General features: G+C 58.2%; 23 protein-coding genes. 2 read left to right on the top strand and 21 right to left on the bottom strand.

All coding sequences use genetic code 11. The features are described 5' to 3' along the window. Positions 1-69: 69 nt before the first annotated feature. The 17 genes from QWJ34_RS07500 to QWJ34_RS07420 form a co-directional block, all read right to left on the bottom strand. On the bottom strand, positions 70-1,044 hold the full coding sequence (locus QWJ34_RS07500; protein WP_302726565.1) for a polyprenyl synthetase family protein: 975 nt from the start codon (positions 1,042-1,044) through the stop codon (positions 70-72). Further along, a complete protein-coding gene (locus QWJ34_RS07495) occupies positions 1,041-1,916 on the bottom strand; it encodes a menaquinone biosynthesis protein (protein WP_302726563.1) in 876 nt (291 codons plus the stop codon). The genes QWJ34_RS07500 and QWJ34_RS07495 overlap by 4 nt, the downstream gene beginning before the upstream one ends. Beyond that, positions 1,898-2,515, bottom strand: a complete 618-nt coding sequence (locus QWJ34_RS07490) for a UbiX family flavin prenyltransferase (protein ID WP_302726561.1) — start codon at positions 2,513-2,515, stop codon at positions 1,898-1,900. The genes QWJ34_RS07495 and QWJ34_RS07490 overlap by 19 nt, the downstream gene beginning before the upstream one ends. Next, a complete protein-coding gene (locus QWJ34_RS07485; protein ID WP_302726559.1) occupies positions 2,509-3,381 on the bottom strand; it encodes a UbiA-like polyprenyltransferase in 873 nt (290 codons plus the stop codon). Before QWJ34_RS07485 ends, QWJ34_RS07490 begins: the two co-directional genes overlap by 7 nt. A 1-nt stretch (position 3,382) precedes the next feature. Next, the gene (locus QWJ34_RS07480) at positions 3,383-4,099 is read right to left on the bottom strand and encodes a demethylmenaquinone methyltransferase (RefSeq protein WP_302726557.1); all 717 of its coding nucleotides are present in this window, start codon (positions 4,097-4,099) and stop codon (positions 3,383-3,385) included. After that, entirely contained in the window at positions 4,099-4,911 is an 813-nt protein-coding gene (locus tag QWJ34_RS07475) for a heptaprenyl diphosphate synthase component 1 (protein ID WP_302726555.1), read from the bottom strand. Before QWJ34_RS07475 ends, QWJ34_RS07480 begins: the two co-directional genes overlap by 1 nt. Positions 4,912-5,045: 134 nt before the next feature. Next, positions 5,046-5,270 carry a trp RNA-binding attenuation protein MtrB gene (gene mtrB / locus QWJ34_RS07470; protein WP_302726730.1) on the bottom strand — a complete coding sequence of 75 codons (225 nt, stop codon included), beginning with the start codon at positions 5,268-5,270 and terminating at the stop codon, positions 5,046-5,048. A gap of 197 nt (positions 5,271-5,467) precedes the next feature. Then, the gene (locus QWJ34_RS07465) at positions 5,468-5,740 is read right to left on the bottom strand and encodes an HU family DNA-binding protein (protein WP_302726553.1); all 273 of its coding nucleotides are present in this window, start codon (positions 5,738-5,740) and stop codon (positions 5,468-5,470) included. Positions 5,741-5,968: 228 nt separating this feature from the next. Then, positions 5,969-6,364, bottom strand: a complete 396-nt coding sequence (locus tag QWJ34_RS07460; RefSeq protein ID WP_302726552.1) for a 2Fe-2S iron-sulfur cluster-binding protein — start codon at positions 6,362-6,364, stop codon at positions 5,969-5,971. A 61-nt stretch (positions 6,365-6,425) separates the two neighbouring features. After that, entirely contained in the window at positions 6,426-7,466 is a 1,041-nt protein-coding gene (locus QWJ34_RS07455; RefSeq protein WP_302726550.1) for an NAD(P)H-dependent glycerol-3-phosphate dehydrogenase, read from the bottom strand. Continuing rightward, positions 7,459-8,097, bottom strand: coding sequence for a glycerol-3-phosphate 1-O-acyltransferase PlsY (gene plsY, locus QWJ34_RS07450; RefSeq protein WP_302726548.1), 639 nt, complete (start codon positions 8,095-8,097; stop codon positions 7,459-7,461). The genes QWJ34_RS07455 and plsY overlap by 8 nt, the downstream gene beginning before the upstream one ends. A 38-nt stretch (positions 8,098-8,135) precedes the next feature. Beyond that, entirely contained in the window at positions 8,136-9,461 is a 1,326-nt protein-coding gene (gene der / locus QWJ34_RS07445; RefSeq protein WP_302726546.1) for a ribosome biogenesis GTPase Der, read from the bottom strand. Positions 9,462-9,779: 318 nt separating this feature from the next. Continuing rightward, the gene (gene rpsA, locus QWJ34_RS07440; protein WP_302726544.1) at positions 9,780-11,072 is read right to left on the bottom strand and encodes a 30S ribosomal protein S1; all 1,293 of its coding nucleotides are present in this window, start codon (positions 11,070-11,072) and stop codon (positions 9,780-9,782) included. Between the two features lie 96 nt (positions 11,073-11,168). Continuing rightward, complete coding sequence (cmk, locus tag QWJ34_RS07435; RefSeq protein ID WP_302726541.1) at positions 11,169-11,870, bottom strand: (d)CMP kinase; 702 nt, start codon at positions 11,868-11,870, stop codon at positions 11,169-11,171. 178 nt (positions 11,871-12,048) lie between these two features. Next, a complete protein-coding gene (locus tag QWJ34_RS07430) occupies positions 12,049-12,690 on the bottom strand; it encodes a flagellar brake protein (protein WP_302726539.1) in 642 nt (213 codons plus the stop codon). A gap of 190 nt (positions 12,691-12,880) precedes the next feature. Further along, positions 12,881-13,633: a glutamic-type intramembrane protease PrsW gene (gene prsW, locus QWJ34_RS07425; protein ID WP_302726537.1), complete on the bottom strand. Its 753-nt coding sequence runs from the start codon at positions 13,631-13,633 to the stop codon at positions 12,881-12,883. Between the two features lie 110 nt (positions 13,634-13,743). After that, positions 13,744-14,355, bottom strand: coding sequence for a genetic competence negative regulator (locus QWJ34_RS07420; RefSeq protein ID WP_302726535.1), 612 nt, complete (start codon positions 14,353-14,355; stop codon positions 13,744-13,746). 289 nt (positions 14,356-14,644) lie between these two features. Between QWJ34_RS07420 and QWJ34_RS07415 the strand changes: the two genes are divergently transcribed. After that, the gene (locus tag QWJ34_RS07415) at positions 14,645-15,640 is read left to right on the top strand and encodes a polysaccharide deacetylase family protein (protein WP_302726533.1); all 996 of its coding nucleotides are present in this window, start codon (positions 14,645-14,647) and stop codon (positions 15,638-15,640) included. A 125-nt stretch (positions 15,641-15,765) separates the two neighbouring features. Here the strand turns inward: QWJ34_RS07415 and QWJ34_RS07410 are convergent, their stop codons facing one another. From QWJ34_RS07410 to QWJ34_RS07400, 3 genes are read right to left on the bottom strand one after another with little or no spacing between them, the layout of a single operon-like run. Next, positions 15,766-16,602: a metallophosphoesterase gene (locus QWJ34_RS07410; RefSeq protein WP_302726531.1), complete on the bottom strand. Its 837-nt coding sequence runs from the start codon at positions 16,600-16,602 to the stop codon at positions 15,766-15,768. Continuing rightward, positions 16,593-17,009, bottom strand: coding sequence for a hypothetical protein (locus QWJ34_RS07405; RefSeq protein ID WP_302726529.1), 417 nt, complete (start codon positions 17,007-17,009; stop codon positions 16,593-16,595). The genes QWJ34_RS07410 and QWJ34_RS07405 overlap by 10 nt, the downstream gene beginning before the upstream one ends. Further along, the gene (locus QWJ34_RS07400; RefSeq protein WP_302726527.1) at positions 17,006-17,587 is read right to left on the bottom strand and encodes a CPBP family intramembrane glutamic endopeptidase; all 582 of its coding nucleotides are present in this window, start codon (positions 17,585-17,587) and stop codon (positions 17,006-17,008) included. The genes QWJ34_RS07405 and QWJ34_RS07400 overlap by 4 nt, the downstream gene beginning before the upstream one ends. A gap of 795 nt (positions 17,588-18,382) precedes the next feature. Between QWJ34_RS07400 and serA the strand changes: the two genes are divergently transcribed. After that, a complete protein-coding gene (gene serA, locus QWJ34_RS07395) occupies positions 18,383-19,969 on the top strand; it encodes a phosphoglycerate dehydrogenase (protein ID WP_302726525.1) in 1,587 nt (528 codons plus the stop codon). 112 nt (positions 19,970-20,081) lie between these two features. Here the strand turns inward: serA and glpK are convergent, their stop codons facing one another. After that, positions 20,082-21,587, bottom strand: coding sequence for a glycerol kinase GlpK (gene glpK / locus QWJ34_RS07390; RefSeq protein ID WP_302726523.1), 1,506 nt, complete (start codon positions 21,585-21,587; stop codon positions 20,082-20,084). Positions 21,588-21,679: the final 92 nt, after the last annotated feature.

The following is a 21,679-nucleotide window of genomic DNA, read 5'->3' as shown; positions in this document are numbered from 1 at the left end:
AAGGCGTTCGTTTTTGAGAGGGTCAAACGTCGAGCTGCAATAAATGAGGCGCTTCCGGCTTGTTTCCGGTCAATACATTCGTCTCGAAACGAAATGGGCGATGTCGCGCAGATGGCGGCGGGCCCGGATATCGGGCAGCCTGTCCAGCGCGGCCAGCGCTTTTTGCGTGTAGCGTTCGGCCAGTTCTTCGGCGCGCGCGATTCCCGCGCTGCCGGTAATCATTCCGACCGCGCGGCTGACGTCCGTACGTCCGTCCGCGGCATGGATGCGCGAAATTTCTTCCAGCAGCGGACCGCGAAGGGCTTCGTCCTGCAGGGCGTACAGCACGGGGATCGTGATATTGCCCTGGCGGATATCGCTGCCCGGAGGCTTGCCGATCTGCTTCTCCGTTCCGCACAGATCAAGCAGATCGTCGCGGATCTGAAACGCCATGCCCACGTTGTACCCGTAGTTGTACAGCTCGCGCGCCGCGGAAGCCGAAGCTCCCGCCGCCAGCGCGCCGAGCTGACAGCTGACCGCGATCAGCAGCGCCGTTTTGCGGCGGATGCGCAGCATATAGCGGCGAATGCTTTGACCCGCGTTGAAAAAGTCGCGGATCTGCTCCATTTCGCCGATCGACATCTCGACCATAGCTTTCGCCAGAATGCGATGAATCTGCGGATTTTCCAGCACCGTGATCATTTCCAGCGCTTTGGCATAAATGTAATCGCCCGTATACATGGCGATGCGGTTGTCCCACTGCGCTTTGACCGTCAGCTGGCCGCGGCGCGTCTGCGCGTTGTCGATCACGTCGTCGTGCACCAGCGAAGCCATATGGATCAGCTCCAGCGGCACGGCGACGCTCTGCAGGCGCTCCAGTTCATATGTACCGAACTTGCCTCCCAGCAGAACGAACGCCGGGCGCAGCCGCTTGCCTCCCGCTTTGAGCAGATGCATCGCCGCTTCGCCGAGCGCTTCGCTTTCGTTTTCGATGCTGGCGTACAGCGAACGTTCGACGGCGTCCATGTCTTTTTTTAACGTTCCGAAGATCTCCATTCGTTTCATTCGTTCACCCGTATCTGCGTAGTGTCGGTCCAAATCTGTATCTCCGCGTCCCGCGGCAGCAGTCCCATCTCCCGGGCGTAACGGAAGTACAGGCCGAGGCCTTCCAGCCGTTCCCGGGTCAAATCGTAATTCAGGTTTTCGAAATACTCTTTCCAATAAGACAGCTTTCCGCCCAGTTCGGCTTCGGCTTTGCGGGCCACGGGCAGCAGGTCTTCCAGGCTGCGCCGCTTGCTCGCCGACAGCGCTTCCGACAATTCGCCGATCCGCTCCGGATAACGGCTCGCCGCGTCCTTCGATACGGCCCAGATCGCAAAAGTCATGCTTTTGCCCGTCCAGCGCTTCCATTCTTCGCCGAGATCGGTGACGACATAGCCGGCATCCGCCCAATCCGCGCGGATCGCGTGATCGCCGATCAGCAGAGCGGCGTCCGCCCGCTCCAGCATCGGTTCGAGCTCCGGTTCGCACGTGACGTACTCCGGCTTGGCGCCGTAGGCTTTTTCCGCGATGATCTTCAGCAGGTTGATCGAGGTCGCGGAGGTGTTGGTCAGCGCGATCTTTCCCCGTATCGCTTCCGCAAACGGCATTTTCGAAAAGCACAGAATCGACTTGACCGGACCGTCGGCGCTGACCGACAGATCCGGCAGCAGCAGAAAGCGATCCGAAGCTGTGCCGTAAGCGAACGAGGAAACCGGACTCATGTCCAGCTCCCCGCTTAGCAGCAGGCGGTTCAATACGGCCGGCACTTCGGTCGTCGTCCGCGCGTCAAAGCTCAGCGCCGACGGGTCGAAGTAATGGTAGACCGGCCAAACGTTGGTGTAGAGGATGCGCCCAAGGCGCAGCGGTTCGCTCTCCCTCACGTTTCCTCCCCCCATCTTTTAAACAAATTATGCTCGATTCCAATCGTGTCCAGCACCTTGCCGGCCAGGAAGTTCACTAGATCGTCGAGCGTTTGCGGACGCTGATAAAAAGCCGGCATGGCCGGCACCAGCTTCACGCCCAGACGCGACAGCTTCAGCATGTTCTCCAGATGGATCGCATGCAGCGGCGTTTCCCGCGGCACGAGCACCAGCGGACGCCCTTCCTTGAGCATCACGTCGGCGGCCCGGGTCATCAGGTTGTCCGACGAGCCGTGAGCGATCGCAGATAACGTCCCCATGGAACAAGGCGCGACGATCATGCCTTCCGCCCGGAACGAACCGCTGGCGATCGACGCGCCGATATCGGCGACCGGATGATAAACAAGCCGTCCGGTCCGGCCGCCGAAAAAGCGGTCCAGTTCGGCTTCCCGGTTCGAAGCGTCGACGCCCATTTCTTCTTTCAGCACCCGCCATCCGGCGTTCGATACGACCAGATGAACGGTAAAGCCCGACTGCAGCAAGACTTCCGCCAGCCGGACACCGTAAACGCTGCCGCTGGCCCCGGTGATGCCGAGTACCCAGTGTCTGCCGGCGCCCGCGAGTTCGTTTACCAATATTTCACCGCCAAATCGATCAGGGTAAAAACAAATACAATGCCGCTGAGCGTACTGTTCATCGTGAAGAACGCCGTTTGTACGCGGCTCAGGTCGCTCGGCTTGACGAGCATATGCTGATAGAACAGAATCGAGCAGGCGATCACGACGCCGGCGGCGTACCACCAGCCGAGCGGCGTCACGAACGCCAACGCGATAAAACCGATCGCCGTCACGACGTGGAAGTAGCGGGCGATCTTGAGCGCTCCTTCAAGACCGAACCGGCTCGGGATGGAATAAATACCTTCCCGGCGGTCGAAGTCGATATCGTCGCAGGCGTAGATCACGTCGAAGCCCGCGGTCCAGAACGCGATCGTCAGATAGAATACGAGCGACGACCAGCTGAAGCTGTGCGTCACGGCGGCCCAGCCGCCGAGCGGCGCCAGCGCAAGCGTAAGTCCCAGCACGACGTGGCACAGCCAGGTGAAGCGCTTCGTATATGAATAGAACACGATCATAAAGGCCGCGATCGGGAACAGCCGCAGCGCGAACGAAGACAATTCGAACGTCGCCCACAGGAACAGCGCGAACGAAATCGCGACAAACACGGCGACTTCGCCCGACTTCAGCAGCCCGGCCGGAATGGCGCGTTTGGCCGTACGCGGATTTTTGGCGTCGATATAGCGGTCGGCCAGACGGTTGACGCCCATCGCGGCGCTGCGCGCGCCGAACATCGCCAGCAGAATCCATCCCGCCTGCGCCCAGGAGGGCAGATGACCGTTGATGACGACGGAGCCGAGCAGCATGCCCATAAAGGCGAACGGCAACGCGAATAAAGTATGTTCAATCTTGATCATTTCCAGGTAGACGCCGATTTTCCTAAACATTTTATTTCTCCTTCGTTCCGATATGCAGCGCGGCGACCCCGCCGGTCAGCGGATAATCCTCGACCCGCTGAAGACCCACCTCGCGAAAAATATTCGCCAGTTCTTTGCGGCCGGGGAACGGCTTCAGCGATTCCGGCAGCCATTTGTACTGCTCGTAGCTTTTGGCGAATACTTTGCCGAACACCGGCAGCACCCGATCGAAGTAAAAGTAATACAGGCCTTTGAACGGCTGGGCGGTCGGCTTGGAGACTTCCAGGCAGACGACCATGCCGCCGGGCTTGACGACGCGGCGCATTTCCTTGAGCACCTGCACCAGATCCGGCACATTGCGCAGGCCGAAGCCGATCGTCGCGTAGTCGAAGGAATTGTCGGCAAACGGCAGTTCCATCGCATTGCCCTGAACCAGCGTAATGTCTTTCCCGTGCGGCGCGCGGGATACTTTCTCCCGGCCCACGTCCAGCATGGCTTCGCTGAAATCCAGTCCCGTAATCGGGCCGCCCTTGCTCGCTTCCGCCAGGCTGATCGTCCAATCGCAGGTGCCGCAGCACAGATCGATCGCGCTGTCGCCCGGCGAGACCGCCATTTTGCGCATGGCGAATTTGCGCCACGATTTATGGCGGTTAAAGCTTATGATATTGTTCATCCGGTCGTATTTCGGCGCAATCTGCTGAAAGACGTCGTGAACGAACTCCTCTTTCGGTTTGGTCGAATCCGCCATTATTCTTTCACCTCGCCTTTCGCTTCGTCCGCCCCGCCGGCCGACGCCGCAAACCGCTCCGTCAGAAGACGCAGCGCTTGAACGTCGATCCCGCCGGGCAGTTCCGAGACCGCGGCTTCGAAGTCCGCGGCCGTCCGCCGCAGCTGCCTCGAGAGCCGCTCGCGCAGCGCTTCCGCGTCTTCCGGCGATCCCGCGGCGCTGCCGCCGCGGAAAGTAAGCCCCTCGTAAGCCTGCCGGTCGCCGGCCGCCTGCAGTTCCTCGGCCGCCGCTTCATGCAGCGAGACCAGCGTAAGCAGTCTGTTCCAGTGCGGCAGCAGCGGCCCGTCCAGCAGACCGTCGAAGCCCTCGAACAGCCGGGCTTTGAGCCCGGCCATTTCGTTCAGATAATCGTCCAGGCCGAGCTGCGGCTCCCGCTGCATGCGCAGGTAAAGCTCCATCTTGCGGCGGTTGACGTCGGCAATCGCCCGGCTGAGCTCGGCCACCATGCCGATCTCGCCCGCTCCGGCCAGCAGTTCGTAGAAACGGCTGCTGTAATAATCGCCCGCCAGGACTTTCAGCTGTCTGGAACGCATTGCGCGCTCTTCTTCGCTGTCGTCCCCCGGCGCGACCCGGTCGTGAATATCGAGCCCGACCTGCAGCAGCGCGGTTACGGTTCCGTACACTTCGCTCTTGGCCGCCGCGGGGGAAGCTTCGAGAAAGGCGTGCAGAAGACGCAGCCGGGCGTCAGGCAGAGCCGGGATGTCCGTATGGTTCTGAATCATGTCATACCCGATATACTTCTCGGTTTTCTCCGGTACGCAGTAGGGTTTCATCAATAAGCCTCCGACCTTTTCCAACGTTCAACGCTAATTTTGTCACAATCTTTTCTATTATAGCATAAGCTTTTCGCAAGAACTACGAAAGGCGTACGCTCACAAATCCCCGTCTATTCTTTCGGAAACGCGGTTCAGACGTCCGTATCGATGCTTCCGTGCTTGGTAAAAACGGTCGCTTTGCCGCGCACTTTGATCGCCGACGTATGGTCGGTGAACTGCGCAATCAGCACTTCGCCTTTGTCGAGCTTTTCCGTATGATGAAACCGGGTATCCTGCCCCCGGGTCAAACCGATGACGTGTACGCCGTTTTCGTGCGCTTTGACTACAATGTAATCCGCTTTTTCCGATTGTTCCATATTCATGCCGCTCCCTTCTTCGATCGTTCTCTGGTCTATTTATGATGGCAAATGCCGGGAGCGCTTGTCAACCGGCGGGCTTGAGCAAAAAAAAGAAAAGCCGTGAATGAATATTCACGGGCTTTTCCCCAGCGTTCCGGTATCCAGCGGGCCGAAACGTTCGAAAATCTTCAATCCCCGAAAGGATTATGTAGATTTTATTTAATTCCGTCTTTGAGGGCTTTGCCCGGTTTGAAAGCAGGAATCTTGCTAGCCGGGATTTCGATCTCGTCGCCGGTTTGCGGGTTGCGTCCTTTACGGGCGGAACGTTCGCGAATCTCGAAGTTTCCGAATCCGACGAGCTGGACTTTTTCACCGTTCTGAAGAGCGGTGGAGATTGCTTCGAAAACGGCGTCAACCGCTTTGGTCGCTTCTTTCTTGCCAAGCTCCGATGCGTCGGCAACCTGGTTGATCAGATCAGATTTGTTCATGCGTTTCACCTCCCGTTACAATCATACCCGGCACTCGTCCGAGTGCCCGCCGATACGGCGTATTTGGTCTTTCCGATTACCCTGAAAACCAACCGCAGCGCGGAGTAAAGGCCGGAAGTCTCAAACTGCCCAGAACTTGCGTTCCTAAAAGGCAACACACATATAGTAATACACCGGCCTTATAATTTCAAGCGTTTCGTAAGCAAGTCGGCAGATTTAACATGCGGCTCAGAAATTGAAGCCGAAAAAATCGTCTTCTTCCTGCGGCTTACGCTCCAGCTGCAGCCGGACCGCCCGTTTGAGCGGGTCTTCCGGAACCTCCGCCGATACGCTGCCGCAGACCCGGGCCTGGCAGGCCAGACGCGTTCCGCCGTTTATCGAGGCGCCCAGTTTGCGCCGCTCGCCTTCGGCGGGCGGAAGTACGCCGGGCGGATCGGACACGATCTGCAGCTTGCACATCAAACAGCCCATCTTCCCTTCGCAGCGCACCGGCAGATGCACCTTCGCCCGGCGCGCGGCCGCCAGCAGAGTCGTCCCGGCCTGCACTTCGACCGTAATTCCCGCCGGCAGAAACAGTACGGTGTGTTTGCCCGTTACCGGCGCATTCGCCCGATCCGTATTCATAGCAAGCGACGCCCCTTCCGATTCCGTCCGTTTCCGGACCGAAAATGCCGGAAACCGCGTTTTACGTATGCCACTGCTCCCACGTTTCCTGGGACATCATTTCCATCTCGGTTTTGGGTCCGCGTCCCATCAGCGCTTCGACAGCCGTTTTGGGATCGAGACCTTCGAACAAAACGTGATACAGCTGTTCCGCGATCGGCATCTGGACTTTGTACTTTTGCGAAATGCTGTGCGCGGCTTCTGTCGTGCGAATGCCTTCCACGACCATGCCCATCGATTCGAGCACCTCTTCGAGCGGCTTGCCCTGACCCAGCATATAGCCCGCGCGCCAGTTCCGGCTGTGCTTGCTTGTGGCCGTGACGACCAGATCGCCTACGCCGGCCAGGCCCGCGAAAGTAAGCGGATTCGCGCCCATTTCCGTGCCGACGCGGGTAATCTCCGCCAGCCCCCGGGTGAGCAGCGCCGCTTTGGCGTTGTCGCCGTTCTCCAGACCGTCCGACAATCCCGCGCCGAGCGCAATAATATTTTTGAACGCGCCGGCCAGTTCCGCTCCCAGTACGTCCCGGTTCGTATAAACGCGGAAATAAGCGTTCATCAGCAGATTCTGCGCACGCTGCGCTTCGTCTTCTTCCGCCGAGGCGACGACGATCGTCGTCGGACGCCGGCGCGCCACTTCTTCCGCGTGGCTCGGACCGCAGATAACGCCGATCTTCCGCTCTTCGCAGCCCAGTTCCTCCGCGATCACGGTCGACATCCGCTTCAGCGATTCCAGTTCCATGCCTTTGGTTGCGTGCACGCAGAGCATGTCTGCGTGCCAAAAAGGCTTGAGCGTCCGCGCCACTTCGCGCATTGCTTTGGACGGCGAAGCGATCACGACCGCTTCCGCGCCCCGCACCGCTTCTTCCATATCCGTTGTAGCGCGAAGCCCCTGCGGAAGCTTCACCCCGGGCAGAAAACGTGAATTTTCGCGCTGCTCGTTGATCTCCCGCACCTGCTCTTCTCCGCGCGCCCACATCCAAACGTCGTGGCCGTTGTCGGCCAGCACCATCGCCAGGGCCGTTCCCCAGCTGCCGGCTACGAGTACGCATACTTTTTTAGCCAAGGCTGCGCTCCTTCCCGCCGGACTTGGAGCCCAGCTTGTTCTCGGTTCCGTTTTTCAGCTTGACCAGATTGCCGCGGTGTCTCCATACGGCCAGCGCCCAGATCAGGATGCCGACGATCAGCACCGCGTTCGAATAATCATGCCAGCCCGCAAGCCGGTACACGACCAGAAAAACGGGCGTCAGCGTCACAAACAGCAGCGAGCCGAGCGAAACGTAGCGCGTCAGCACGATCGACAGGATCGCAATCGCGCCTGCGCAAAGAGCCGGGGGAAAACACAGCGTCGACAGCATGCCGATCGTCGTCGCAATACCTTTGCCGCCTCTAAAATGGAAATACAGCGGCCAGTTATGGCCGACGACCGCGGCCAGACCGGCAAGCGCCGGCGTCCACTCGTAATCCGGCGCCAGCCAGCGTCCGAGCCAGACGGCCAGGATGCCTTTGCAGATATCGAGCGCAAGTACCAGAATGGCCGGTCCTTTGCCCAGCACCCGCAGCGTATTGGTCGCCCCCGCGTTGCCGCTGCCGTGCTGGCGAATATCGATGCCTTTAAACAGCCGCGCAAACAGCACGCTGAAGCTGACCGAGCCGAGCAGATAGGCGGCTGCGATCGCGATTACCGATAATATCATGGTTCGCTCCCCTTCGCGAAAATGGACTTTTCGGTTGCTTATCCTTCTTTATCTTCGGATTTGCGTCTGGTGAAGATGCGGATCGGCGTCCCTTCGAAGTCGAAAGCGGCCCGGATCTTGTTCTCCAAATAACGCTCGTAAGAAAAGTGCATCAGTTCCGGCGCGTTGACGAATACAACGATCGTTGGAGGCTTGACGGCGACCTGGGTCGCATAGTTGATCCGCATGCGGCGGCCTTTGTCCGTCGGCGGCGGATTGATCGCGACGGCGTCGGAGATGACGTCGTTGAGCAGCCCGGTAGGGATGCGGCGGGAGTGCTGTTCCGCGGCCCGGTCGACGACCGGAAGCAGCTTGTGCACGCGCTGACCCGTCAACGCCGACAAGAACACCACCGGCGCATACGTCATAAACAGAAAATGATTGCGGATGCTTTGCTCGAAATGATGCATCGTTTTGTCGTCTTTTTCGACGACGTCCCATTTGTTCACGACAAAGACCGAAGCCTTGCCGGCTTCGAGCGCATAACCCGCGATATGTTTGTCCTGCTCGATGATGCCTTCTTCGCCGTTGATCACGACGGCAACGACGTCCGCGCGCTCGATCGCGCGCATGGCGCGCATCACGCTGTACTTCTCCAGGTTCTCGTACACTTTACCGCGTTTGCGCATGCCGGCCGTATCGATCAGCACATAGCGCTGTCCGTCGCGCTCGAATTCCGTATCGATCGCGTCGCGCGTCGTGCCGGCCACATCGCTGACAATGACGCGCTGCTCGCCAAGCAGCGCATTGACGAGCGAGGACTTGCCGACATTCGGCCGTCCGATCAGAGCGACGCGAATCACATCTTCGTCGTATTCTTCTTCTTCGGTATCCGGCAGGTTCTCCACGATCGCGTCAAGCAGATCGCCCACGCCGCTGCCGTGCGCGCCCGATACACCGATCGGATCGCCGAGCCCCAGATTGTAGAACTCGTACGTATCGTCCATCCGGCTCATATTGTCGACTTTGTTGACTGCCAGCACAATTGGCTTTTTGGACCGGTACAACAGCTCGGCCACTTCCGAATCCGACTGGGTAAGTCCCGCTTTCGCGTCGCACATCAGAACGATGACATCCGCTTCCTCGATCGCCAGCTCCGCCTGGGCTTTGATCGATTTGAGAATCTGGTCTTCGTTAAGCTCGATTCCCCCGGTATCGATAATACTGAACGACCTGCCGTTCCATTCGCCGACACCGTAGATCCGGTCGCGCGTGACGCCCGGCTTGTCTTCGACGATAGAGAGGCGGTCGCCGATAATGCGATTGAAGATCGTGGATTTGCCGACGTTCGGCCGTCCGACGATCGCCACTACCGCTCTTGCCATGAGTATTCCTCCTTAATGACTTGCCCGAACTTTCCGTTTACATAACAAGAAACGGATGCACCAGTCCCCCAGGGAGCGGCGCCCGTTTCTCGTCGGCATATAAAGACGCCGGTCTGCTGAGCCGATCCATCCTTATACTGCACAAACGGCGAACCCGCAGCGGGTTCGCCGTTTGCTCGAAACTATTACCTTGTCAACCCTTAATCAGAGGTTTACGTTCAACTGAAACGCACACGTTTTAGGTGCGATTCAGGGAGGCGTAACCTTACTTTTAGCGTTGACAAGGTACTATGCTATGCGTTCATAAAATGCGCGAGATTACTCTTCGGATTGACCCAGTTTTTCTTTGAGCGCGCTCAGGTCGCCGAAACGTTCGCCCAGCGATACGTTCATGCCCTGATTGCTCAGCGAAACGTTAGGATTGTCGATTTTCTCGACGCGAGGACCTTTATCGCCGCGACCGCCTTTGTTCGATCTTTCCGGTCTGTCGGTTCTTTCCGGTCTTTCGGCGCGAGCTTCGCCCACAGGAGCTTCTTCGGTTTCTTTGATGCTCAGGCTGATGCGTTTTTCCGAAGGATTAACGTCCAGTACTTTAACTTGAACGGTTTGTCCTTCTTGAAGAACTTCCTGAGGCGTACCGATGTGCTTGTGCGAAATTTGCGAGATGTGAACCAGGCCTTCTACGCCAGGAGCGATTTCCACGAATGCGCCGAAAGGCACGAGACGTTTGACTTCGCCGCTGATGACATCACCTTGGCTGAACTTCTCGGAAGCCGATTCCCAAGGTCCCGGAGTCGCCGCTTTGATGCTCAGGCTGATTTTGCCTTTTTCCGGATCCACTTTGAGGACTTTAACCTTAACGGTTTCGCCTTCGGATACCGCATCGGCAGGCTTGTCGACATGATGCCAAGCCATTTCGGAAACGTGAACCAGGCCGTCAACGCCGCCTACGTCCACGAATGCGCCGAATTGGGTCAGACGCTGCACTTTGCCTTCGATGACTTGTCCTTCTTGAAGATCGGCCATCACCTGCTGCTTGTTGGCTTCGAATTCTTCTTCCAGAACGTCCTTCGCGGACAGAATGACTTTGTTGTTTTCACGATCGAGTTCTTTGACGCGAACGCGGATTGTGCGGCCTTTGTAGTCTTTGAAGTCTTCGACGAAATGACGCTCGACCATCGAGGCAGGGATGAATGCGCGAACGCCTACGTCAGCCACGATGCCGCCTTTTACGACGTCCGTGATCTTGACTTCGAAGATTTCTTTGCTCGCGAATTTCTCTTCGAGCTGATCCCAGGCTTTGTCGCCGTCGATCGCTTTTTTGGACAGGATAAGCTGTTCTTTATTGTCGTTGATGCTGACAACTTTGGCCGTTACTTCTTGGCCGACAGCCGCATCTTCGTCCAATTCGCGCGACGAGATTGTACCGTCATATTTATAACCGATGCTGACGTACGCCTGGTCATCGTCCAATTTGACGATTGTACCTGTAACCGTGTCGCCCTTTTTGACAGCGACGGCTTGGTCCAGCTGATCCTGCGTAACCGTTTCTTCGTTTACTTCCTGGCTTACTACTTCTTCTTGATTTTCATTTCTTGTCTCTTCCGACATGTTCAATACCCTCCTCGATTCAAAACCCTCATATTTAAACCCGCTTAGCGCAGGGTTCAAAACTGTTTCCGTTTGATTCATTCCGAACTTCGCGCCTCAGTTAACCCGGGCGAGAATCCGCTCGGCCTCGCTTGCGATCGCGTCCGCCACTTCTTCGATGGACATCAGCGTCGTATCGAGGACAATGGCGTCTTCCGCGCATACAAGCGGAGACACTTCGCGATTGCGGTCCAATTCGTCCCGTTCCGCGATCTCGCGTTCAAGCTGTTGCAGCGTGATGGCTTCCGATTCCGGCAGTTCGCGGAATCTGCGCAGCGCGCGCTCTTCGACGGTTGCCGTCATAAAGATCTTGACTTCGGCATCGGGAAGCACGGTGGTTCCGATATCGCGTCCGTCCATCACGACGCCTTTGCGTAAAGCCATTTGCCGCTGTGCGGCGGATAGTTCCGCACGCAGCCCCTCGATTTGCGCATATCGGGAAACCGTCCGGCTGACGGCAAGCGACCGGATTTCGTCGGTCACGTCACGGCCGGAAAGCCGTACTCTCTGCCCGTCTTCTCCCGGAACGAGTTCCACGTCCAGCAAACCCATGCGTTCGAGAACCGCGGCTTCGTCGTCCGCTTCTATGCCCGCGTTCAGCATATCCCACGTTACGGCCCGGTACATAGCGCCGGTATCGACATAAACATAGGACAGGCGCTTGGCCACCTTGCGCGCAACCGTACTTTTCCCCGCTCCCGCGGGTCCGTCGATTGCGATGTTGATTCTGAACTCCCGTTCCCCGTTCAAACTGGACAAGGGGGCATTCCTCCTCGAAACCGCCCGCCGAGTAGAAAGTCGGACAGGCTTGTCAATCAATAAAAAAGCAGGCTGGGCCTGCGATAATAAAATTATAACATAACGAAAGCCGATTTGCAAAACGTCAACGAATGAAAGCGCAAAAAAACCTCACCTTCATCCGCGAAACGTTCGGAACCTAGCGGTTGCGAAAGTCCAGCTGCCGTTCGAAGCAGTAGCGGATCAATTTTTGCCGTTCCGTGTCGGCCACGCGCGTAAAACGTATGCTGACCGTATTGCGGCCGCTGCCCGGTTCCTTGATCCGCAGCACTTCCCCGGCAAAAGCAACGTGGTCGACGCTTCCGCTTTTGTAAGCCAGCAGAATCCAGCCGCTGATCTCCTGGTTGACCTGGACCGGATGTCCGGCATCCGCCACGAACGACAATCCTCCGCCGCTGAGATCCGACGTGAGCGCCGTAAAATGGAACTCCGGCGCCTGCAGGGCGATTTCGACCCGGGCGGGAACGCGCAGATAGTGCCGGCGCTGCACTTTGGAAATGTCTTCCGGCAGCGGCTTGCTGATTCTCATCAGCGGAACCGAATCGTCCTGATAGCCCAGCACGTGCGAAGTGAAATAGTATTTGATGCCGTCTTCCGTCATATGGTAGACCGAAAGTTCTTCGCCGAGGCGAAGTCTGCTCATCCGGCCGGCGCGGATCGGAAGCTCGACGAGCATGGCGTTTTCTTCGATTTCGGAAATGCGGGAACGGTGTTCGTTCTCCTCGTTGGCTTCCATGGATACGGGCAGCATAAACAGCATTTCATTGGTTTTCGGATACATCTTGTGATCGCCCGCCTTCAATTAGACCTTTAATCCCGAACGCGCGGAAGAAGTCCGGGCGGACGCATTCCCCGGTTCGGTTTTCCCAGTATAGCACGAAGCCGGAAGGTTGTGAGCTTGCCGCGGCGAAAATGAACACAAAAAAAGGTCCGGAGCCCGGACCTTTCGATTGCGCGCGGCGGAGCGAAACTCAGGCTTCTTTTTTCTCCCGCGCGGCGGCGGGAGGAACGGCGGCTCCGCCGGATACGATGCCGTCCCGGTGATCGTCTTTTCGCAAAAAACGGAAAGGCGAGCGGTTGTTGGCTTTGACCACTTTGTCCATGCCGCCGTACCACATCAGGACCATGAACGGAATGATGTACCACAGCCAGTAATGGCCGGACGTATTGAGGATCGTATCGTAGATGCCGTGCCACATAAACGGCAGCAGCAGCGACAGGGCGAGGAATTTCCGGGTCTGCGCGGAGCCGGCGAATTTGGCGCGTCCCATATAATAGCCCATTACGACGCCGAACATCGCATGTCCCGATACCGGCAGCAGTCCGCGGATCAGCAGCGCCCCGAAAGAAGCTTTCAGCGTAAATGCGTAGAGAATGTTTTCGAACGTGGCGAAGCCGAGCGATACGGCCACCGCGTACAAAATGCCGTCGTACGGTTCGTCGAACTCGGTATGGTTATAGATGAAGTGCAGCAGCACAAACCATTTGAACGCTTCTTCGACGGCGGACGAAATGCCGAAAGCAAACAGATAGGGGTTGTCCCCGAACGCCTGCATCAGCCCCTGCTGCACGATGGTAATCGGCAGCACGATCAAGAAGCCGAGCAGAAAAACGCGCACCACCAAATGCAGCGGCTCCGCGTCGTATTTGTCTTTCAGATAGAAATAAAAGAGCAGCGCCACTCCCGGCGTGACGGCGGCTACAAGCACAGATAAAGCGAGCAAAGCGTTCCCCCTTTCCCGCATGCCTGCGGCGAAGTCCCCGTGTCAGGCAAAAGGCGTGACCAAACGGAAACGGCCGCCCCGGGTACGAGGCGGCGTCGTTTCCGCCGATGTCAGGCCCGGCGGTCGAAATGCGTGCAGATTTGGGCAACGGCGCGGTCCGCCATCACTTTCTTGCCGTATTCTTCAAGCATCGCCGTCGTTGCGGAGGAAGCTCTGCCGAATTCGGCCAGAACGGCAATCAGCGCGTCGTGCAGCGAATCGTCGAGTTCTTCGGCGGCGAAATGCAGAACCCAAGCATCCTTGTAGTGATACAGGGTGCCCGCTTCCGTTACGCGCTCGCGCAGCAGGTGCGCCGCTTCGATCAACGGTTCGATATCGTGGAAGGAGTAAACGATCGTGTCGCTCGTCTCCATGGTCACTTCCATCTCGTAAACTTCATCCGGCACTTCTTCTTCGCCCGTTTCCGAATGAAGCGGATCGTATTTGCCCTTGGTGACGATAACGACCATGCCTTGCGCGGGAAGAGCAAACACTTCCACCGCCAGGGGGCCGGTCGCGTCGAAACCGAGTTCGGTGTACGCCTGGTCCATCATCTCTGTGAAAAGTTCATGGACTCTCGGAATCTCCTGCCACATATCTTCCCGCTGAATTCCGCGTTCGTTCAAATCGTCGGATGTAAGGTAGATACGAATTTTATCTTGGCCTAAGCGTTCAATTTTCACGACAGGACCCTCCTTTTGGAGTCGATTTTTAGAAAGGGCATCCTAAAAGTGGCTGTTGTTTTATTATTATATAACCACATATTAATGTTATCACTTCTTTTCTTCAATTGCACCCCCCGAAATCGAAGCGTGCACAATCCGTTTCAGCGCTCCGGGAAAAGGTTACAATCCCGTTATGTGCCGCAAATGGAAAGCGAATTATGCTAGAATCGTTTCAGGCATTACATAAGCCACATCGTAAGAGCCACACCGTAAGGCACAAATGCACTGCAGAAAGCGAGATGGACAAATGTTTAAAAAGACGGCCCTGTTCTGGCTGGCGGCCGCTCTTGTGCTGGGCGCATGCGGCAGCAAAGCCGAGGAGTCGGAAGCCCCTGCGAAGGATCCGGCGCCGGCAAGCTCCCAGGCGGAAACGCCGAACGATCAAGCGGATCCAGCTCCGGCTTCGACCGACAAAGCGGGTACGGCGGCGGACGAAACGACTCCGGCGGACGACGAAGAAGCGGCAGCCGTCGATTCTCCGGACGCGCAGGCGGCGGACGAAACCGGCGGCGACCAAACGGAGGGCGAAGAAGCCGGAACGTCGGCGGATACGGCCAAAGGAGATTCCGAAGATTCGGACCAAACGGCCGCGGCGGAAGAAGTCCCGATTCTGTATCACATGAACGGCAACTACGATATCGTGCCGAACGACGAATCGAAGGCGCCGAAAAAAGTTGTGCTGCTCACGTTCGACGACGGCCCGAAAGAAGCGAAGATGATCAACAGCATGTTCGACACGCTCGACAAGCACAATGCCAAAGCGATCTTTTTCGTCAACGGCTACCGCGTCAAAGCTCATCCCGAACTGCTGAAGCTGATCCAGGAACGCGGCGGAATCGTCGGCAACCACAGCTACGATCACATCCTGCTTAACAAACAGGATAACGCCACGATCAAAAAACAGATGGAAGACGTGCAGACGATCGTCGAAGAAACGATCGGCGAAAAGCCGAAGTTTTTCCGCGCTCCTAACGCGGCAGGCAACGACTACGTGCACCAGATCGCCAAAGAAAACGATATGCTTTACATGACCTGGTCCGTCGGCTCGCTCGACTGGGTGAACCTGAACGATCCGCAGGCGGTTATCGACAACATCTTCGACCAGCTCCACTCGGGCAGCAACATTCTGATGCACGAACTGCCGTGGACGGTCGAAACGCTTGACAATCTGCTGACCAAGCTCGAAGCCAAAGGCTACAGTTTCGTCGATCCTCGCAGCATCGACACGACCAAGCAGCCTTGATCCGGGCTTCCAACAGTCAATAAAGACGAGAAAGCCGTTCCTCTCCGGAGGAACGGCTTTTTTCGATGTTTGCATTTCAAGTTTTGTTTACAGCGCTGCGCCGCGAAACTCCCGGCTCGCGCGGGTCAATTCTCCAGTTTGGGCGCGCTGCGCAGCGTCAGCAGATGCGTTTCCGCCGGCGAACCGAGACGCAGCGGAAAATGGCTGGTGCCGATGCCCCTCGTAATGCGCAGACCGGTCATGCCTCCGTCTTCGGAATCGATAAAGTGCGTGCCGTCCAGATAAGTTTTGTAGAACGGCTTCGACGCGGCCGGACCGAGCACCGGCAGGCTGATCTGTCCGCCGTGCGTATGGCCGGCAAACGCGTAGTTCGCCGAAACCCGGCGCAGCGCGACGACCCATTTGGGATCGTGCATCAGCACGAGCACGCAGTCGTCCCTGCGAATGCGGGGGTCTCCCCGCCACAGCCCGGCCGGGCCGAGATCGTCGATCCCCGCCAACCAGATCGTCTTCCCGCCGCGGTGCAGCGGAACGTTCTTGCTGCCGAGCGGCTTGACGCCGCTTTCTTCCAGGATGCGGTCCAGCTTTTCCATATTCGGCATATACGCCTCGTAATCGTGGTTGCCGTACACGGCGTACGCCGGCCCGATCTTGCGCAGCATTTTCATGTTGGCGCGCGTGCGTTCTTCCGGCACGCCGCGGTCGGTCAGATCGCCGGCGATCCACACCAGGTCCGCCCTGCCCTGCAGCGCCGCGATTTCCGCTTCGGGCAGCGTCCGGCGATGAATATCGGCGATAAAGTACACCCGGTAGCCGTCGAATTCCGGCGGCAGTCCGGGAATATGCACATCTTCGTGCTCGACGCGGAACGCCATCGCTTCTTTTACCATATGTACGCCGAGTCCCGCCGCAGCACCCGCTGCGGCGGCCAGCGCCTGCTTCCAACCGATCTTTATTGCCATGGCCATTTCACTCCCGTCGCCTGGGTTCCCCACCACAGCAGCGTTCCCAATAAAATCAAAAATAACAATACAAGAGTCTCGTAAAACCATTTGGCGCCCCGGATGCGGCTGGACGGATATACCGTGCTGCGCGGCGGCAGGTCTTCCTGCTCCTCCTCTTCCGGCTGCTTTGCGCGGGGCGCTTCGAGCGCAGGGGCCGAAACGGCGGAGTAAGCGGCGGCCGCGCGCGGCGGCAGAGGCGGCTCCGGCTCGGGCGCCGTCCGGTTCTCCGGTACGGACAGCCGCATAACGGTCGTATCCGTCAGTCTTATCTGGTTCTCATGCCATTCCTGTTTGAACGTAGGGCGCTTGCGGCGCTTCTTCCTGGTACTGGGATGCCGGTCCATGCGGCTTAAACGTTCGCTCATTGTTCCCTCCGTTTGATCATGATGCCCGAGATAAAATCAATTAGAAAATGACAGACGATCGGCGCCCACAGCGTGCCGGACTGAACGTAAATCCAGCCCAGCCCGTAGCTGCTCGCAAATACCCAGGCGGTCGGCAGCCAGTGGCGCAAATAACGGATATGGATCGCCGCAAATAAAATACTTGTCCAGTAAGGTCCCAGATGAAACTGTACCGCGCCGCGAAACAAAAGTTCTTCGCAGATCGACACGAGCGCCGCAATAACGAAAATATGCCACAGCGGCCGCGACCGGAACAGCAGCGCGTTGATGCCCCCGTCATCCATATCTTCGTCCCGTCCGTAGATCGTCATTAGAAAATCGATAAAAAACATCGCGACGGCCAATCCGATTCCCCAGTACAGAAAACGGACATCGTGCGGAAAAGCCAGCAGATCGAGCGGATTCCTTCCCTGCAGCAAAATCCAGACGACGCCGGCAATCAGCGTCAGCCCCTGCGTCAGATACAAATTAACGAGCAGCAGCCGGTCTGTCAGTTGGACGTTTTGCCGCCGCTTTTTGTTTGCGTTTTTGTTTGTCATGGACCTATTCCTCGACATGCAATTTAGAAAGCGAAATGTCATTCAAATGATAGCGAAAATACGGGCGCGAATCAACCTCCGGCCCTTTTCGGACGTAATGGAGCCCTTTTTGTCACGCCGCTTCCAGCCTTGTTCTTTTCCTCTCAAAAAACGTACGCATATCCACCTATCGGGCAAAAACGATCGGAAATCAAAAGGATTTTGCCGGATTGCGCGGTTTGTATCGATTCGATTCAGGAATAAATCCGAATTTCGTTTACCCGTTGACACCCTGTGTAACCTTATGTTAAAGTATGAAAAATTAAACCTGAGCGAAACGCTTTGAAGGAGAACGGACGAAGCGCGCATATTCAGAGAGCCGGTGTTTGGTGCGAACCGGTTATGCGTCCGCGTCCTTGAGCGCTCCCGAGCGTCTGCCCGAATCCGCCTCCCGGCGGCGTAGGCGCAGCCGGTGTCACGCCGTTACCGTGAAGGGTCGGTTTGTCCGACCCGCTAAGGCCGTCGCCCGCAAGGGTACGGCGAATTAGGGTGGCACCGCGAGACTCTCGTCCCTTTACCGCGCCAGCGGTATGAGGACGGGAGTCTTTTTTGCTGGAACGATTTGCGCGTCCCGCCCTTTTTGCTACAGACCGGTTCTTTGTTACGACAGCGCGTCTTTCCATTATCGCAATATCGCATTTAAGCAATTTTGCCCGAGGCGTTTTGTAGAAAACGGTTTTTCGGATCACCGCGACCGGCGGCGTTCCTGGAACATAATTGGCTTGCAGCGTACAGAATAAGGGAGGAAAAAAGACGATGTTTAAAGTATTGGTATCCGACCCGATCAGCGATCTGGGCATTCAACAGCTGGTGGAAGCGGCAGATGTGCAGGTAGACAAAAAAACGGGCCTTTCCGAAGCCGAATTGATTGAAATCATCGACGATTACGACGCGCTGCTCGTGCGCAGCCAGACCAAGGTGACCGAAGCGATCATGAACGCGGGCGGACGGCTCAAAGTGGTCGGGCGCGCCGGAGTCGGCGTCGACAATATCGATCTGCCGGCGGCGACCGGCCGCGGCATCATCGTCATCAACGCGCCGGACGGCAATACGATCACGACGTGCGAGCACGCGTTTGCGATGATGATGGCGCTGGCTCGTCATATCCCGCAGGCTTACGCCAAAACGGTCGGCGGACAATGGGACCGCAAATTCCTCGGCGTCGAACTGCGCAACAAAAAGCTGGGCGTGCTCGGCATGGGCCGCATCGGCAGCGAAGTCGCCAAGCGCGCCAAAGCGTTCGGTATGGATATCCTCGGTTACGATCCGTTCCTGACCCAGGAGCGCGCCGACAAAATGGGCGTTACGCTCGCTTCCGTCGACGATATCGTCAAGCAGGCGGACTTCATCACCGTGCACACGCCGCTGACGCCGGAAACGAAGCATATGATCTCCGCTCCGCAGTTCGCCGTCATGAAAAAAGGCATGAGAATCGTCAACTGTGCCCGCGGCGGAGTGGTGGACGAAGCCGCTCTCGTCGAAGCGATCGATCAGGGAATTGTCGCAGGCGCCGCGTTCGACGTGTTCGAGCAGGAGCCGCCGGCCCCGGACCACCCGTTCCTGAACAACCCGAAAATCATCGTGACTCCGCACCTGGGCGCTTCGACCGTCGAGGCGCAGGAGAACGTCGCGATCGACGTATCGGAGCAGGTGCTGCATATTCTGCGCGACGAGCCGTTCAAGAACGCGGTCAATATGCCTCCTGTCGCCAGCAGCGTCATGAACAAGCTCCAGCCGTACTTCTCGATCGGCGAGAAGCTCGGCAGCTTCGCTTCGCAGCTGACTTCGGCCGCGGTCAAAGCGATCCGGATCGATTACGCCGGCGAGCTGTCGGAAGTCGATACCCAGCCGCTGACGCGCTATATCGTCAAAGGCGTGCTGTCCCGCCATCTCGGCGGCGAAGTCAATATCGTCAACTCGCTGCACCTGACCAAGATCCGCGATCTGGACGTGCAGGTAAGCAGTTCGTCGGCGGAAAAAGGCTTTACGAACCTGATCACGGTAACGGTCGTCGAGCAAAGCGGAACGGAGCGCACGGTCGCCGGCACCCTGCTGTACGGTTACGGCGAGCGGATCGTGCGCGTCAACCAGTTCCCGATCGACTCCGCTCCGGAGCACCATCAGATCCTGATCTCGCACAACGACCAGCCGGGCATCATCGGCAACGTCGGCACCCTGCTCGGCCGCAACGAAGTCAATATCGCGACGATGCAGGTGGGACGCAAAGTGCTCGGCGGCGAAGCCGTCATGCTGCTGAGCGTCGACAAAGAAGTGCCGAAGAACGTGCTGACGGAACTCGTCGCGCTGCCTGCGATCAATTCGGCGCAGGAGATCGTGCTGTAACCGTTCGATAAGCGTTTTTCGCAAAAGTAAAACAAGGCTCGCTCCGCAAACCGGGGCGAGCCTTTCTTGTATGCCGCATTTCAATGCGCGCTTTCCCGTTCGCGCTTCCGGCTCAGGATTCCTCGGGGTCTTCCCAGCCGCGCGTGCGCCCGATCGCATTCTGCCAGCGGCGGTAGGTGCGTTCGCGAAGACCCGCTTTCATCTGCGGGCGAAAATGCGCCGCAGGCGGATTGAACGAGCGGAACTGCTCGCGCTCCCACAGCCCGCACTGCAAGCCGGCCAGCATGGCCGCGCCGAGCGCGGTCGTCTCGGCCTGCTCGGTGCGGACCACTTCCAGACCGAGAATATCGGCCTGGAACTGCATCAGGATATTGTTTTTGACCGCGCCGCCGTCCACCCGCAGTTCTTTGAGCGGAATGCCCGAGTCTTTCTCCATCGCGTTCGTCACATCGCGCGTTTGCAGCGCCAGCGATTCCAGCGTGGCGCGCGCGATATGGCCCGGCTGCGTGCCTCGGGTCAGGCCGAACACCGCTCCGCGCGCATACATATCCCAGTACGGCGCGCCGAGACCCGTAAAAGCGGGCACGATGACCACGCCGCCGGAGTCTTCCACCTCGGACGCCAGACGTTCCGATTCGTCGGGATCTTCGATCAGGTTCAGTCCGTCCTTCAGCCATTCCACCGCCGCGCCGGCCACGAATACGCTGCCTTCGAGCGCATAGTGCAGCTCGTCCCGCCAGCCCCAGGCGATGGTGGACAGCAGTCCGTGATCGGAATCCACCCGGTCCGTTCCGGTATTCAGCAGGATGAAGCAGCCCGTGCCGTATGTATTCTTGGCATGGCCCGCTTCGACGCACGCGTGGCCGAACAGCGCCGCCTGCTGATCGCCCAGCACCGAAGAGATCGGTATGGATGCGCCATCAAACCACTGCGGCAGCGTGCGTCCGAAGTCGGCGCCGGACATCAGCACGTCCGGCAGCATCGACGCCGGGATATTCAGTTCCTGCAGCAGCTTCGCATCCCACTCCAGCTTCCCGATATCGAACAGCATGGTGCGCGAAGCGTTGGTCACGTCGGTCACGTGCGAAGCGCCTCCGGTCAGCTTCCAGATCAGCCAGCTGTCGACCGTGCCGGCTAGCAGTTCGCCGGCTTCGGCCCGCGCCCTGGCGCCGGGAACATGCTCCAGCATCCAGGAAATCTTCGTCGCCGAAAAGTAAGCGTCGACCACAAGTCCCGTAGTCTCGCGAATATACGGCTCCAGGCCGCGTTTCTTCAAGTCTTCGCACAGCGCCGCGGTGCGCCGGTCCTGCCACACGATCGCCGGACCGATCGGCGTTCCGGTCCCGCGGTCCCAGACAAGCGTCGTCTCGCGCTGGTTCGTAATGCCGATCGCCGCAATCTCGGACGGCGAGATTCCGGCCGAAGCGATCGCTTCGCGGGCCGCATCGAGCTGGCTGCTCCAAATTTCTTCCGCGTTGTGTTCGACCCGTCCCGGACTCGGGAAGTGCTGGGTGAACGTCCGCTGGCCGGCGGCCACGGGACGCGCATTTTCATCGAACACGATCGCGCGCGAACTCGTCGTTCCCTGGTCCAGGGCCAGGATATAAGTGCCGCTCATAGTGGTCTCCCCTTCCAAATTCCTGTGCTTTTTTAACCGAATGCCGGGAAGCCTGAAACAAGCCCGCGGCCTGCTTCCCGCCGATCTCGGCG

It is taken from the genome of Saccharibacillus sp. CPCC 101409, assembly GCF_030518235.1.
GTDB lineage: Bacteria > Bacillota > Bacilli > Paenibacillales > Paenibacillaceae > Saccharibacillus.
Note: the sequence above shows the minus strand (reverse complement) of the source record. Positions and strands in the feature narration are given on the sequence as shown.